This window comes from Citrobacter sp. Ce129 (assembly GCF_030334545.1).
In the GTDB taxonomy this organism is placed as follows: domain Bacteria; phylum Pseudomonadota; class Gammaproteobacteria; order Enterobacterales; family Enterobacteriaceae; genus Citrobacter; species Citrobacter europaeus.
Genome location: NZ_JAOWDS010000058.1, coordinates 87,741 through 101,899 on the forward strand (window position 1 = coordinate 87,741; position 14,159 = coordinate 101,899).

Sequence of the window (14,159 nt, forward strand, 5' to 3'; positions counted from 1 at the left end):
GTACGCTCGTATTGCAAGTAAGCGTGTTCGGGAATAGCGACGAGTATTGCAGGCAGTCTGCTAAGTGGTCTTTATTTCAGCAGATCTGCCAGCCAATTAGAATTACCTCTGCTGCTGGTTGTAACCAACCAGGCGGCTCCAGTCATCGTCGTATTTGATATTCCCTTCGATATAAAACCACTCAATGCCTGAGTAGGTGATGGCGATATTTTCCATCATGCCCGGAGTATGGGAACCCGGCATATAAGCATGAGCAGCATTGACGGACATGATTACGATGTTGTTAAGCGTAATTCGGTAAATCTCGTATTCGACACCCGCCTCGTTGATGTCGTAATAGTGGATTACTGCCTTTTGCAGCCGCTTACTTTGGCAGACTGCAACCGCAAAATATGGCGAGGTCTTATCAATCTCTTTGTGCAGGGTAAAAGCGTTGTGTTCGCGCGAACCCATCAGCTTACCAGTGTTGCGGCATGTGTTTTGGTACACACCGTAACTGCTGTTCATGATTTCAATTGCACTCTCACGGCCCAGCGCCATGCAACTGCCTTTGATCAGTTGTCCATTTTCATCATAAATATACATATAAGCTGGTAATGACATTTATAGATCTCCTTATTTTGTGCTTAATATTTGCCCGTTTCTGTCGATAAAAAAGTTGTAACGGTAATTCTTTCCGTTCAACGTGTATGAAGCCGCATAGATATAGCCCGGCGTTATCGGTATTTTTAAGCACGTTTCAGGATAGGAGAGAGCTACATGCGAATTTTCCGCCAATGTCTTGTATTCATTCCCCTGCTCAGAATAAACGCCGTATCGGCTCAGAACGTCCGATTTATTAACAGAGAAGCAAAGCGAATTATTTATAATAGGGAAACTACGCCATGGGGGAACGCTGTCGCCAGCGCCACACCCAGCCAGCGCAAAAAAGGCAGAAATGAGAAAGTAGTGTTTCAATGCGGGAACCTCCCTAATACTTTCTCATAGCGGGATATGAGGCTAAGGACAGGCTCAGATGGATCGTAATCCTTGAGGCGATACAAATCAGAGCGGTTGCCGAATCCATGCGTTTTAAGTAGCCAATAATCAGCCACCATTGCAGCCTGCTGCTCTAATCCGTAATCCAAGAGTATAGCCTTATCCAAGGTGTAATAGTAATCAACTGCCCAAGAGAACAGGCCCCGTATCCTTACCATCATCCCGCGCTGATGCTGCCAGACGTGCACCATTTCATGTAAAAAAAGATGCTGCCCACCAACGCGATCGTTATTAACATGCGGCTGTGAAAAGTCAGGCTCATAAGTACCTTCCTGAAAGTACAATTCGCCGTTGGGCGTCATGGCGTAGTTGTTCTTTTGGAGGTTGAAAGGTAGATAGCTGCTGCGGTGGATCCAGACTTCGTTATAGCGGAGGGTGAAAGCGTAGAGGGTACGGGCCAAGTTAATCTCACCAAGCGTTAACAGCCGTAACCCGCCCCGGTCTATATCGTTCATTTCCCTTATCATTGGAGACATCATCCATTGGTAAAACACCTTAATACGCCTTAAAGTAAATTTTTCCGTGTTAAAAAATGCGGGAAATATCCGAAATTGTCACAAACTGCGGTTACGCCGCTTCTCGCGTTAAGGCCCCTGGTTTGGGGAGCAATCGTACGAGATCGTACGGTTGAGCGTCAGACCCCGTAATCGGTTAAGTAAGCTGGGAAACGCTGATTTTAGTACTTATAGGTCACGGTGTTTACCGTTCGTTGGTATCCCCGAGGTATCTCCGGAAAATATAAAAAACATGGAAAAACCTCGCGCCCCTCTATTTGTAAGGGTTGCGAGGCGTTATGCGATTCTAAAAACTGAAATTGTTAATTGATATTTGTCAGTTAAAGAGACCACTGACTTAAGAAAATCCCGACAACAAACAGTAAGTTAGTTAATAGCGCTGCTTTTACGGTGCGTTCCAGCATTGGGCGCATTGCCGCAGGATCCATCTCGCGCATCACGTAACGTGCCTGTTTGATTAGCAGCGGAGCGGCGAGAATAAACAGCCATCCCCACAGACTTTGCAGCGAAAACAGGTTAAACAGCGCCAGGCAGACCAGTGTCCCCATCAGCAGGCAGGCATGGTAGCGGCGGGCATTGACGGCGCCTAAACGCACGACCAACGTATTCTTGCCGTTCTCCCTGTCGCTGTTGATATCGCGCAGGTTGTTGACGTTGAGCACGGCGGTTGCCAGCAGGCCGCAGGCGGTGGCAGGCAGAATCAGCGCCGGAATCAACGTATGCGCCTGCAGATACCAGCTCCCCATCACGCTGAGCCAGCCGAAGAATACCAGCACGGAAATATCGCCGAGGCCGATGTATCCATAAGGGCGATTGCCCACGGTATAAGTGATCGCGGCGATAATCGACAGGCCTCCAAGCACCAGGAAGCCGACAAAATCCGCCAGCGTGTGACAGGCCACAGCAACCAGGGCCAGACCGGACAGACAGATCAACACCACGGTGACGATCAGCGCGCGCTTCATCTGCTGTTGGGTGATAACCCCTTTTTGCATCCCGCGCAGTGGTCCAATGCGGTCGGGCTTGTCGCTGCCTTTGACGGCATCGCCATAGTCGTTAGCGAGATTGGACAGAATTTGCAGCAGTCCTGCCGTAATCAATGCCAGCAGAGCAACCAGCGGATCGAAGTATCCTTGCCACCATGCTAATGCCGTACCGACGATGATCGCCGCGAAGGCGAGCGGTAAGGTCTTAGGTCGTAAACTTTCCAGCCAGGCTTGTGAGCGGCTAATTTGTTGTTGTTCAGTCATATTTAGCGCCAATAAAAATGGGGCTTTATCAGCCCCATCAACAGTGATGAAAATGCATTGAACGCGATTATAGGATAAAACGGCTCAGATCTTCATCTGCGACCAGCGCATCCAGATGTTTGCTCACATAATCGGCATCAATTGTGATGCTTTGGCCGTTTAAATCGCTCGCATCATAGGAAATATCTTCCATCAGACGCTCAAGAACGGTATGCAGACGACGCGCACCGATGTTTTCGGTGGTTTCGTTGACCTGCCAGGCCGCTTCGGCAATGCGTTTAATGCCCGATTCGGTGAAGTTGATGTCCACACCTTCGGTCGCCATCAGCGCTTTGTACTGAACGGTGATGGAGGCATTCGGTTCGGTAAGGATACGCTCAAAATCGCTGGTGGTCAGCGCCTGCAGCTCGACACGAATCGGCAGACGACCCTGCAGTTCCGGGATCAGGTCAGACGGTTTCGCGACCTGGAATGCGCCAGAAGCGATAAACAGAATGTGATCTGTTTTCACCATACCGTGCTTGGTAGAGACCGTGCAGCCTTCAACCAGCGGCAGCAGGTCGCGCTGTACGCCTTCACGGGACACGTCCGGGCCGGAGGATTCGCCGCGCTTACAGATTTTGTCGATTTCATCGATAAACACGATCCCGTGCTGCTCAACGGCGTCGATAGCTTCCTGTTTCAGCTCTTCCGGGTTTACCAGTTTGGCTGCTTCTTCTTCAATCAGCAGCTTCATCGCGTCTTTGATTTTCAGCTTACGTGGTTTTTGCTTCTGACCGCCCAGGTTCTGGAACATGGACTGCAGCTGGCTGGTCATCTCTTCCATTCCCGGAGGCGCCATAATTTCAACGCCCATCGGTGCGGCCGCGAGATCGATTTCGATCTCTTTGTCATCCAACTGGCCTTCACGCAGTTTTTTACGGAACGCCTGACGCGCTGCAGAAGGCTCCTGCGGCTGCTCAGACTGTCCCCAGTTATTTTTAGCCGGTGGGATCAGCACGTCGAGAATGCGCTCTTCCGCCATCTCTTCGGCACGGAAGCGGTTTTTCTCGATTGCCTGAACGCGGACCATTTTGATGGCTGCATCGGTCAGATCGCGGATGATGGAGTCAACTTCCTTACCAACATAGCCAACTTCGGTGAATTTTGTCGCTTCAACTTTGATGAACGGCGCATTGGCCAGTTTTGCCAGACGACGGGCGATTTCGGTTTTACCAACGCCGGTCGGGCCAATCATCAGAATGTTTTTCGGCGTCACTTCATGGCGCAGCTCTTCGTTAAGCTGCATACGGCGCCAGCGGTTACGCAGGGCAATCGCCACGGAACGCTTAGCGTTATCCTGGCCGATGATGTGTTTGTTCAGTTCGCTGACAATTTCGCGTGGGGTCATTTCAGACATGGGGGATCCTTACGCTTTGGAGTTCAATTCTTCGATAGTATGGAAGTGGTTGGTATAAATGCAGATATCCCCTGCAATATCCAACGCTTTCTCAGCAATCTCGCGTGCGCCAAGCTCGGTGTTTTCCAGCAGAGCGCGTGCAGCAGCCTGGGCGTAAGGGCCGCCGGAGCCGATGGCAATCAGATCGTTTTCTGGCTGGATGACGTCGCCGTTACCGGTGATGATGAGCGATGCCGTTTCATCTGCGACGGCCAGCAGCGCTTCGAGTTTGCGCAGCATACGGTCAGTACGCCAGTCTTTTGCCAGTTCAACGGCAGCTTTCACCAGGTGACCCTGATGCATTTCCAGCTTGCGTTCGAACAGTTCAAACAGCGTGAATGCATCCGCAGTACCGCCCGCAAAGCCCGCGATGACTTTGTCGTTATACAAACGGCGGACTTTCTTCACGTTGCCTTTCATTACGGTGTTACCCAGTGTGGCCTGACCATCACCGGCGATTACCACATGGCCGTTACGGCGTACGCTTACTATTGTTGTCACGAGCAGACCCCTTGGTTACAAATGCAAAATACAGGCCCCGCGCAGTGTGCGGGGCGTAATGCAAGTATAGATGGGGGGGATTTTGTGGGTTTCAACCCCCAGTGGCGAGTCGAATGCAGTTTGTGTGACCAGCAACCTTCAGGCGGCTGATGGTGTTGTCGGCATTCTCTTTGCCTTTGACCGGACCAATGACCACGCGATTCCAGCCGTTATTGGTGGTAATACGTGAGTTGAAGCCTTCAAAGGCCAGCTGCGCACGCACCGTTTCTGCCTGCTCAGCACCTTTAAATGAGCCGCACTGTACCATCCAACGGCGTTCATCTTTTTTCTCCGCCGTCTGTTTTGGCGGCTGCGTTTCATTGGTTATTGGCGCGGCCGGCTGTGTTTTTGGCTGAGCAGCGGCGGTATGCGCCGGCGTTTGCAGCAGATCCTGATACGGCTGTTGGGTTGCCGGTTTTGGCTGCGCTTTCGGCTGCTGTACCGGGGCGGCTTGCGCAGTACGCGTTTGCGGCTGCTGGTACGGCTGTTCTGCTGCCCGTTGGCGTGGCTGTTGAGCCTGCTGCTGGGTGTTGTTCCACTGCTGCTGTTGCACCTGACGCTGACGCTGCAGCGTTTGCTGGCGCTGTTCAGGCGTTTGTTCGTTCCACGGTACTTCGTTGAGCTGCGTTGGCTGTTGGCGCATATCAGCCTGCATTTGCGCCAACAACTGGCGTTGCTCATTGGTTAGCTGGTCGGCGTTCAGCACCTCGCCGCCTGCAGACGGTTCGGTAGGCGCACGTACGCCAGGCTGACGGCTTTCCAGCTCTTTGATGTATCGCCAGCGCTCTTCCGGTTTTGGTGGAATGCCATTACCGGTGACTTTCTGGTTTTGCAGCGTTTCGGACTCTTCTTTCTTGTGATGCGTAATGAAGTACAGACCACCGATAAAGGTCACGAGTACGGCTGCAGCAATAGCAACCATAGCGGGCGATACCGCAGGCGTATTGCGTTGTTTTTTCCGTGATGTGCTCTTCTTGCGCCGCGAAGGTGCCGGTTGGCCGCGACGTACATAATCTCGTTGTGCCACTATCGTTTCGCTGTATTTATTCGTTCGTCAGCCCGCCATGTTACTTAAGCGGCGGGCCTTTGACCAGACAGGGGAGTCCGAAAGCACTTTACTTTACGTCAGTGCCCGGGTAGTACCCCGAATAATAAGCTCGCAGTCGAGTAAACGTGAGCCACTGCTGACGCTCTGCCCTTGTAATTGATCGAGCAGTAACAGCATAGCTTCGCGTCCGATATCGAAACGCGGCTGTGCAACGGTTGTCAGGGGTGGATCACAAAATTCCGTGAGCGAAATGTTATCAAAGCCAATGATGGATAAATCGTCAGGTACCTTCAGACCCTGACGTTTGGCGTAAGAGAGGGCGCCCAGCGCCATGACATCGCTGTGGCAAAAGACCGCGGTAGGTGGTTGCGGTAGCTCAAGGAGCTGCTTCAGCGCATTGGCTCCCGCTTCATAGGTAAAGTCGCCGCGCGCGATAAAATGTGGATCGACCGTAATTCCGCTGCGGCGCAATGCCTGAACGTAACCTTGCAGACGGTAATGGCACAGCGGCATGTCCTCTGGGCCGGCGATACAGCCAATGCGTTTATGTCCCAGTTCCAGCAGATAGTTCATCGCGTTGAAGGCGGCGGTGAGGTTATCAATGTGCACGGTGGGGAGTTCCAGTTCTGGCGCGAACTCATTGGACATGACCATCGGCGGCAGGTTGCGCTGCTCTTCCACGCTGGCATCAAACGGCAGGCGCGAACTGAGCAGCACCATGCCATCGATCTGCTTGGTGATAATGAGGTTTAGGAAGGTCTTTTCCTGCTGATTCTGGTGCGCGCAATCGCCGATCAGCACCAGATATCCCTGTTCTGCGGCGGTCACTTCTATGCCGCGAATCACCTCGCTAAAAAACGGATCGCAGATATCCGGCACAATCACCAGAATGGTACGTGATTCATTACGCTTAACGTTGCGTCCCATTGATTGGGGTAAATATCCCACTTCCAGCGCGGCCTGCTCAACTTTGTTACGGGTTGACTGTGAGACTTTGTCCGGGTTCATTAATGCGCGGGATACGGTTGCCGTTGAGACTTTCGCCTTCAGAGCAACATCTTTCATCGTAGCGGCGGCAACCTGCTTATTCGGTTTCACTCTTTCTCCTCGCCAGAGGGCTGCTGGCACAGACTCGTCCCTGGGTAACCTTCATCTGAAACATTTTTATCAGATAGTTAATGGAAGCGGTTACAGAATTTTCATAAAAAGTGTGATGGATGTTTAATTTTACGATCCGCCTCGCATCATGAGGCATTATCCCTCGATGGGATCGACATCCAGCACCCATTTAACCTTACGTGCATCGGGTAACGTATTGATCAGCGCCAGCGTGCCGCTGATGATATGTTGCAGGCGAATTCGCGACGGGTGCTGCAATAAAATTTGCCAGCGATAGCGACCGCCGCGTTTGGGCGCCAGGGCGGGAACCGGGCCGAGCACCCAGAGCTTGTCATCGGCCAGCGGACTGGCCTGAATCAGATTTCGCAACTGTTGTAAGAACATTGGCGCATGCTGGTTGTTGTGATCTTCTGCCCGCACGATCACATGGCTGGTCCAGGGGGGAAGCTGGAGCGTTTGTCGCTCGGCCAGCGCCTGCTCGGCAAATGCGTCATAACCTTTATACAGCAAGGTTTGCAGCAGCGGATGTTCAGGATGGTGCGTTTGCAGCACGACTTCGCCTTGTTTCCCGGCGCGTCCTGCTCGCCCGGAAACCTGGGTGTAGAGCTGGGCGAAGCGTTCTGCTGACCGGAAATCTGCAGAGAATAGCGCGCCGTCGACGTCCAGCAGCGCCACCAGGGTGACGTCCGGGAAGTGGTGGCCTTTGGCCAGCATTTGCGTACCGATCAGAATTCGCGCGCCGCCGCGATGCACTTCCGCCAGATGCTGCTCCAGCGACCCTTTACGGCTGGTGGTGTCGCGATCGATGCGTGAGATTGGCACGCCGGGGAAAAAAGGCGCCAGAGCCTGCTCAAGCTGTTCGGTGCCGAGTCCAACCGGAACCATATGCGTCGAGCCGCAGGAAGGACACTGACGCGGTATCGGGCGCTGGCTGTCGCAGTGGTGACAGCGTAAATGGTGCTGTGCCTGATGTAGCGTGTAGTAGTGATCGCAACGCGGACATTCGGCAATCCAGCCGCAGTCGTGGCACAGCAGCGCAGGCGCAAAACCCCGGCGGTTCAAAAACAGGATCACCTGGTTATCCGCCTGCAGGTGCTGACGCATACGGGTGATAAGCGCAGGGGCGAGTCCGGCCTGCACCTGCTGACCTTTGAGATCCAGCACGTGCTGAGTGGCAGGGCGCGCATTTCCGGCGCGTCGCGTCAGGCGCAGCATACGATATTTGTTCTGCCGCACATTACACAGCGTTTCCAGCGCTGGGGTGGCTGAGCCGAGAATAATCGGGATCTGCTCGCTGTGGGCACGGTAAACCGCCAGGTCGCGCGCATGATAGCGCCAGCCTTCCTGCTGTTTATAAGAGCTGTCGTGCTCTTCGTCGATGACAATTACGCCAAGATTTTTAAACGGCGTAAACAGCGACGAGCGCGTGCCGATAACTATCGCCGCTTCGCCATTTTTGGCTTTCAGCCAGGCTGAAAGGCGTTCGCTGTCGTTCAAGCCAGAGTGCAGGACTTCGACCGGCGCATGGAAGCGTTCGCGAAAACGAGCAATAGTTTGCGGCGTCAGGCCAATCTCCGGCACCATCACCAGCGCCTGTTTGCCCTGGGCGAGAACATTTTCCAGGACGCTTAGATAGACCTCTGTTTTGCCTGAGCCCGTCACGCCCGCTAATAGCCATGCGCTAAAACTGTCCGATGCGCTGTGAATCGCCCCGACGGCGGTGGCCTGCTCGGTGTTCAGTCGCAGACGCTCACCGGAAACCGCGTAGTTTGTTCGCCAGTCACTAAAGCCAGGCGTTTCGCTCGCCAGCTCGCACAGCCCTTTTTTCCGCAGCGCCTGTAATGCGGCGTCATTAAATTCCAGTTCAGCCACCTGGTCGCGCCAGATTTTTCCCTGGCGTAGCGCAGCCAGCGCCTGCTGCTGCTTGGGAGAGCGCTTCAGGCTTTTGAGATCGGTAACCTGACCTTCTTCAGTGGCAAACCAGTACCACATGGGCGCGTTTGTCGCCGGGCGCCCCTGGCGCAGTAAAATTGGCAGGGCATGAAACAGCACGTCGCCAATAGGATGATGGTAATAATCAGCCGCCCACAACAGCAGACGCCAGACGGAGGTCGAATAAACCGGTTCGCTGTCCAGCACTTCGAGAACGGCTTTCAATTCGCTCCGCGGCAGTTCGCTGTGCTCGCTGACGGACAGAACGATACCCACGCGCTCCTGTTGCTTGCCAAAGGGCACGCGTACACGATACCCGGCTTTGGCGCTCATGCCTTCCGGCAGGAGGTAGTCAAAGGTACGAGGAAGCGGAACGGGTAAGGCAACGTGCGCAACGGGCATTGAATCATCCTGACTTGAAATCTGGCGGGTTAGTATACACATTAGTGAAGGGTAGAATGCGGATCAGTTTGCATGGGCAGGTTAATTTCTGTATGATTCGCCGCCTTTGATGCAAATTGATTGCGTCAAATACTGACCATTACCCGAGAGTTTCGCGCGGCTGGAAGGCGGCAAGCGAGCGAATCTCTGGGAGCATAGTGAACTATGTGACCAGAGTGAGTGAACGCAGGCAACGCATCAGCAGTGTGAAAGGTGACGGGGAATAATTAACATCGCGTGGTGTCTGGCGTTAGGGCTGGAAGAGCGACGCGGCCTTAAACCGAGGTTTTCCCATGAAAAAAGATATTCACCCGAAATACGAAGAAATTACTGCAAACTGCTCTTGCGGTAACGTCATTAAAATCCGCTCTACTGTCGGTCACGATCTGAACCTCGACGTGTGCAGCAAGTGCCACCCGTTCTATACTGGCAAGCAGCGTGATGTTGCTACCGGTGGCCGTGTTGATCGCTTCAACAAGCGTTTCAGCATCCCAGGCAGCAAGTAAGTTTCAGCTGTCAGAAAAAAGCGCCTTATGGCGCTTTTTTTGTTTCTGTGCATGCAGACTGAAATTCGTATTGATGTATTGAATGATGTCTTTTCTTTAATAAATAAAACAGTGTTTTTATTTTTACGATAAAATGTTTCAACTGGTGATCTGAATCCTTTTCATCTTCTGATTTTTGCCACTTATGCCAGTTTTTGGCAAAATACCAAAGGTATCTTCCTTCTTTCTAAAATACACTTTCGTGGAAATATAAAATTATTCTTATTCCTTCATCGTTCCCTCATTTATTGATGGGACGAGATGGACAATTTCCTTGATATAGTGTGAAGAGGGATGGTCATGAAATTTAAATCCGCGTTATTACTGATTCCATTATTCTCTGCGGCCGCGCATGCGGGTTATGTTGATTATCGACATGAATATTATGACGATGGTCGCAATTACGACCGTGTTTATATGTCTCACCGTTTTGCTACGGGTTTTGGTGTGGCAGTGGAAGCCATTTCACGTTCCGAAGATACGCAATCTAATGATGCGTGGAATAATATGGAAAGTAATGGCAATGAGTATACGGCAAGCTACCAGTTCACCTGGCAAGGTCTTATCTGGCAGCCGGGCATTGCGATCGAAACGGGCGATAATATCGCGATATATAAGCCTTATATTCGCGTACAGTATAATATCAATGACAACTGGTGGACCGCGTTCCGCTATCGCCAGGAGTACATGCGCAGAAACTCCGACGGCAAAGATGACCGCATGGTCTATCGTCCGGAAGCATGGCTCGGTTACAACATCCATGACTGGATGTTTGAGCTAAATGGCATTTATAAAATTGCCGATAGCGAAGATTTATATAACAACCGAAAAGACGATTACGAATATAACTTCCGGGTAGCGTATAAAATAGGCTCATGGGTTCCATTTGTTGAGGTTGGTAACGTTTCCTCGGGTTATAACACTACCACTACAGACGATCGTCAGACCCGTTATCGCGTTGGTCTCGGTTATAACTTCTGACCATCAATACGCTTCTTATCGATTTATTACATTGAGCATCGGTATATACGCATAACTTGCGTGAATAATGTGTCTAAGGAGTTAACATCATGTCTAATGATGGAACTATGATCGGAAGTAATCAAAATATTACCGTCAGACCTTTCGGGTTAAGAGATAAATTCGGTTATTTATGTGGCGACCTCGGAACCTGTTTTATTCTTGGACTGGTAAATAGTTTTTTAATGATTTATTACACCAACGTCCTTGGTATTTCCGGCGTCATTGTTGGTTCACTCTATTTTGTGACCAAACTCTTTGATGCGTTTGTCGACGTTGGTGTAGGGCGCTTATGTGATACCTCTAAACTGACGGTTCATGGGCGTTTTAATCCATGGGTGCGGCGGATGAAGTATCCGTTCTGCATCATTGCGGTCGTCCTGTTCCTGCCGTTTGTGCATGATTTTTCTTATACGGCGAAAATTATCTACATCTGCTGTTCCTATTTTATTTACGGTTCGCTGTTATCGACGGTGAGTATTCCGTATGGCGCCATGTCTGCAGCTATTAGCTCGAACCCGGAGGATCGCGTATCGCTGTCAACCTGGCGCAGCGTTGGGTCTGCCATCGGCGGCGGGACAACCGGATTTTTTATTCCAATCCTGATGTACACCACCCTGGTGGACGGAAGCCAGGTGATTTCCGGGCAGCATTTCTTCTGGATTGCTATTGGTTGTTCAGTGCTGGGCTTTATCTTTTTAACGTTGACCTGTCAGTTAACGACGGAACGCGTGCGGGTGGAAAGAAAAGAGAGCATGCCTGTTTCTGTGCTGCTAAAGGGGCTGTTACGCAATAAGGCGCTGATTGTTTTAGTGGTTGTGGATCTACTGATCGTGATTAATCAGGGGTTGTCTGGTACCAACATGACTTACCTGTTTAACGACTATTTTCATAACAAAGAGGCTATGTCCGTTGCCTTGCTTTTCACCTTTGGCTCTCTGGTTTTGCTGGCGCCATCGGCATCCTGGCTCACAAGACGCTTTGGTAAGAAAGAAGCCAGCGTCGGCGCGTTGCTCTTTGCGGTAGCCATGTATCTGCTGATGTACTTCACCCACATTACCGACGCGAAGGTCTATTTGGTGTTCCTGTTCCTGGCAACGCTGGGGGCCGGATTATTCAATCTGATGATTTGGGCGTTTATGACTGATGTTTGTGATTATCACCAGTATGTCACCGGCGATCGTGAAGATGGAACCGTCTATGGCGTGAACTTCTTTGCCCGTAAAGTTGGTCAGGCGTGCGCAGGGGCTATTGGCGGCTTTATGCTGGCCATCATTGGATATCAATCTTCGTCAACGGGCGGCGCGGTGCAAACCAGCATCGTTCAGGAAAACATCTATACGATGGCGAATCTCTTACCGGCTTTATGTTTGTTTTTGGCGGCGGTCATTCTGATTTATTTCTATCCGTTGAACCGTAAAGAAACGCTAAAAATGGAAGAGACTTTGAATAAGCTCAATGGTATCAGTAAGTAACATAGTGAGAAGCGGCGGGAGTGATCCCGCCTTTTCTCATCTGTCTTCAACAATCAGTATTCCCACGTTTCTGGGTTGATACCCAGTTCACGCATGATTACCTTTGCTTCTTCCGGGATTTCATCGCTGCGCTCTTTACGCAGGTCGTCATCGTTGGGTAAGGGTTGCCCGGTAAAAGCATGCAAAAACGCTTCACACAGCAGTTCGCTGTTAGTGGCGTGACGCAGGTTGTTAACCTGACGACGCGTGCGTTCATCGGTAAGGATTTTTAACACCTTCAGAGGAATGGAAACCGTAATTTTTTTGACTTGCTCACTCTTCTTACCGTGCTCAGCGTATGGGCTGATATATTCGCCGCTCCATTCAGCCATGAGATACCTAATCCTCTTTGTCATTAATATTGAGGCCAGAACCTGAGCCCAGACCATAATTGCGCGTAGTTTATCGTAGTGGCGTGGCCCTGACACGAAGTAAGCCGACGCAGATGTACGCTAATGCATATAATTTTAACGGCTATTTCCAGTTTGCTCAATCTATACGCAAAGAAGTTTAGATGTCCAGATGTATTGACGGCTATCACAACTATGATTACTCTGGTGTCTGACTTTTCACCGACTCAGCCAGGATCTCCTCAATATGACGCGTAAACAGGCCACCATCGCAGTGCGTAGCGGATTAAATGACGACGAACAGTACGGTTGCGTTGTCCCGCCGATTCACCTCTCCAGCACCTATAACTTTACCGGTTTTAATGAGCCTCGCGCCCATGACTATTCGCGCCGCGGCAACCCAACGCGTGATGTCGTTCAGCGTGCGCTGGCGGAACTGGAAGGTGGTGCGGGGGCTGTACTGACCAATACCGGCATGTCGGCGATTCATCTGGTGACCATGGTATTCCTCAAGCCAGGCGATCTGCTGGTCGCACCGCACGACTGCTACGGTGGGAGCTATCGTCTGTTTGACAGCCTGGCAAAGCGTGGCTGTTATCGCGTCCTGTTTGTCGATCAAGGCGATGAGCAGGCGTTGCAAGCGGCACTGGCGGAAAAACCGAAGCTAGTGCTGGTAGAAAGCCCAAGCAACCCGCTGCTGCGCGTGGTGGATATTGCGAAAATCTGCCAGCTGGCGCGTGAAGCTGGCGCGGTCAGCGTTGTCGACAACACTTTTTTAAGCCCGGCCCTGCAAAATCCTCTGGCATTAGGCGCCGATCTGGTGTTGCATTCATGCACGAAATATTTAAATGGTCACTCCGACGTGGTGGCCGGTGTAGTGATAGCAAAAGATCCGGAAACGGTCACTGAACTGGCATGGTGGGCGAATAATATTGGTGTGACCGGCGGCGCGTTTGATAGTTATCTGCTGTTGCGCGGCCTGCGTACTCTGTCTCCTCGCATGGAGGTGGCGCAACGTAATGCTCAGGCGATTGTGGATTATCTGCAAACTCAGCCGTTGGTGAAAAAATTGTATCACCCGTCATTGCCGGATAATCAGGGCCATGAGATTGCCGCGCGTCAGCAAAAAGGTTTTGGCGCGATGTTGAGTTTTGAGCTGGATGGCGATGAGCAAACGCTGCGCCGCTTCCTCAGTGGGTTGTCATTGTTTACGCTGGCGGAATCGTTAGGGGGCGTTGAAAGTCTGATCTCCCACGCTGCAACCATGACACACGCGGGTATGGCGCCAGAAGCGCGTGCTGCTGCCGGAATTTCGGAAACGCTGCTGCGTATCTCCACCGGTATTGAAGATGGCGAAGATTTAATTGCCGACCTGGAAAATGGCTTCCGGGCTGCAAACAAGGGGTAAA

At 51.6% G+C, this 14,159-nt stretch carries 14 protein-coding genes; 4 read left to right on the forward strand and 10 right to left on the reverse strand.

What is annotated here, in order from left to right:
- Positions 1-102: 102 nt before the first annotated feature.
- The 9 genes from OGV77_RS09415 to priA form a co-directional block, all read right to left on the reverse strand.
- The gene (locus tag OGV77_RS09415) at positions 103-603 is read right to left on the reverse strand and encodes an Hcp family type VI secretion system effector (protein ID WP_087050701.1); all 501 of its coding nucleotides are present in this window, start codon (positions 601-603) and stop codon (positions 103-105) included.
- A gap of 12 nt (positions 604-615) precedes the next feature.
- The gene (locus OGV77_RS24730) at positions 616-957 is read right to left on the reverse strand and encodes a putative T6SS immunity periplasmic lipoprotein (RefSeq protein WP_353655792.1); all 342 of its coding nucleotides are present in this window, start codon (positions 955-957) and stop codon (positions 616-618) included.
- Complete coding sequence (locus tag OGV77_RS09420) at positions 954-1,505, reverse strand: eCIS core domain-containing protein (RefSeq protein WP_087050727.1); 552 nt, start codon at positions 1,503-1,505, stop codon at positions 954-956. The genes OGV77_RS24730 and OGV77_RS09420 overlap by 4 nt, the downstream gene beginning before the upstream one ends.
- Positions 1,506-1,873: 368 nt before the next feature.
- Positions 1,874-2,803: a 1,4-dihydroxy-2-naphthoate polyprenyltransferase gene (menA, locus tag OGV77_RS09425; RefSeq protein WP_003825185.1), complete on the reverse strand. Its 930-nt coding sequence runs from the start codon at positions 2,801-2,803 to the stop codon at positions 1,874-1,876.
- Positions 2,804-2,870: 67 nt separating this feature from the next.
- A complete protein-coding gene (gene hslU, locus OGV77_RS09430; RefSeq protein ID WP_038636017.1) occupies positions 2,871-4,202 on the reverse strand; it encodes an ATP-dependent protease ATPase subunit HslU in 1,332 nt (443 codons plus the stop codon).
- 9 nt (positions 4,203-4,211) lie between these two features.
- Complete coding sequence (gene hslV / locus OGV77_RS09435) at positions 4,212-4,742, reverse strand: ATP-dependent protease subunit HslV (RefSeq protein ID WP_003028805.1); 531 nt, start codon at positions 4,740-4,742, stop codon at positions 4,212-4,214.
- 91 nt (positions 4,743-4,833) lie between these two features.
- Positions 4,834-5,808: a cell division protein FtsN gene (gene ftsN, locus OGV77_RS09440; RefSeq protein WP_072033900.1), complete on the reverse strand. Its 975-nt coding sequence runs from the start codon at positions 5,806-5,808 to the stop codon at positions 4,834-4,836.
- Positions 5,809-5,901: 93 nt separating this feature from the next.
- Positions 5,902-6,927: a DNA-binding transcriptional regulator CytR gene (gene cytR / locus OGV77_RS09445; protein WP_003825179.1), complete on the reverse strand. Its 1,026-nt coding sequence runs from the start codon at positions 6,925-6,927 to the stop codon at positions 5,902-5,904.
- A 156-nt stretch (positions 6,928-7,083) separates the two neighbouring features.
- The gene (gene priA / locus OGV77_RS09450) at positions 7,084-9,282 is read right to left on the reverse strand and encodes a primosomal protein N' (protein WP_087050699.1); all 2,199 of its coding nucleotides are present in this window, start codon (positions 9,280-9,282) and stop codon (positions 7,084-7,086) included.
- A gap of 332 nt (positions 9,283-9,614) precedes the next feature.
- On the opposite strand from priA, the gene rpmE reads away from it, so the two are divergent.
- The 3 genes from rpmE to OGV77_RS09465 all read left to right on the forward strand — a co-directional run bounded on the left by rpmE (position 9,615) and on the right by OGV77_RS09465 (position 12,361).
- Entirely contained in the window at positions 9,615-9,827 is a 213-nt protein-coding gene (gene rpmE / locus OGV77_RS09455) for a 50S ribosomal protein L31 (protein ID WP_003028810.1), read from the forward strand.
- Between the two features lie 339 nt (positions 9,828-10,166).
- Positions 10,167-10,847, forward strand: coding sequence for an oligogalacturonate-specific porin KdgM family protein (locus tag OGV77_RS09460; RefSeq protein WP_043018929.1), 681 nt, complete (start codon positions 10,167-10,169; stop codon positions 10,845-10,847).
- Between the two features lie 89 nt (positions 10,848-10,936).
- Positions 10,937-12,361, forward strand: a complete 1,425-nt coding sequence (locus OGV77_RS09465) for an MFS transporter (protein WP_047407403.1) — start codon at positions 10,937-10,939, stop codon at positions 12,359-12,361.
- A gap of 53 nt (positions 12,362-12,414) precedes the next feature.
- Here OGV77_RS09465 and metJ read toward each other — a convergent pair whose 3' ends face one another.
- Entirely contained in the window at positions 12,415-12,732 is a 318-nt protein-coding gene (gene metJ, locus OGV77_RS09470; protein WP_003825168.1) for a met regulon transcriptional regulator MetJ, read from the reverse strand.
- 265 nt (positions 12,733-12,997) lie between these two features.
- On the opposite strand from metJ, the gene metB reads away from it, so the two are divergent.
- Positions 12,998-14,158 (forward strand): cystathionine gamma-synthase, encoded by a 1,161-nt coding sequence (metB, locus tag OGV77_RS09475; protein WP_087050698.1) that lies wholly within the window; start codon positions 12,998-13,000, stop codon positions 14,156-14,158.
- Position 14,159: the final 1 nt, after the last annotated feature.

Coding starts and splice junctions, on each gene's coding strand:
- menA (WP_003825185.1), bottom strand. CDS start 2,803: ATGACTGAACAACAACAAATTAGCCGCTCACAAGCCTGGCTGGAAAGT.
- metJ (WP_003825168.1), bottom strand. CDS start 12,732: ATGGCTGAATGGAGCGGCGAATATATCAGCCCATACGCTGAGCACGGT.
- metB (WP_087050698.1), top strand. CDS start 12,998: ATGACGCGTAAACAGGCCACCATCGCAGTGCGTAGCGGATTAAATGAC.
- OGV77_RS09460 (WP_043018929.1), top strand. CDS start 10,167: ATGAAATTTAAATCCGCGTTATTACTGATTCCATTATTCTCTGCGGCC.
- hslU (WP_038636017.1), bottom strand. CDS start 4,202: ATGTCTGAAATGACCCCACGCGAAATTGTCAGCGAACTGAACAAACAC.
- OGV77_RS09420 (WP_087050727.1), bottom strand. CDS start 1,505: ATGATAAGGGAAATGAACGATATAGACCGGGGCGGGTTACGGCTGTTA.
- OGV77_RS09415 (WP_087050701.1), bottom strand. CDS start 603: ATGTCATTACCAGCTTATATGTATATTTATGATGAAAATGGACAACTG.
- rpmE (WP_003028810.1), top strand. CDS start 9,615: ATGAAAAAAGATATTCACCCGAAATACGAAGAAATTACTGCAAACTGC.
- OGV77_RS09465 (WP_047407403.1), top strand. CDS start 10,937: ATGTCTAATGATGGAACTATGATCGGAAGTAATCAAAATATTACCGTC.
- priA (WP_087050699.1), bottom strand. CDS start 9,282: ATGCCCGTTGCGCACGTTGCCTTACCCGTTCCGCTTCCTCGTACCTTT.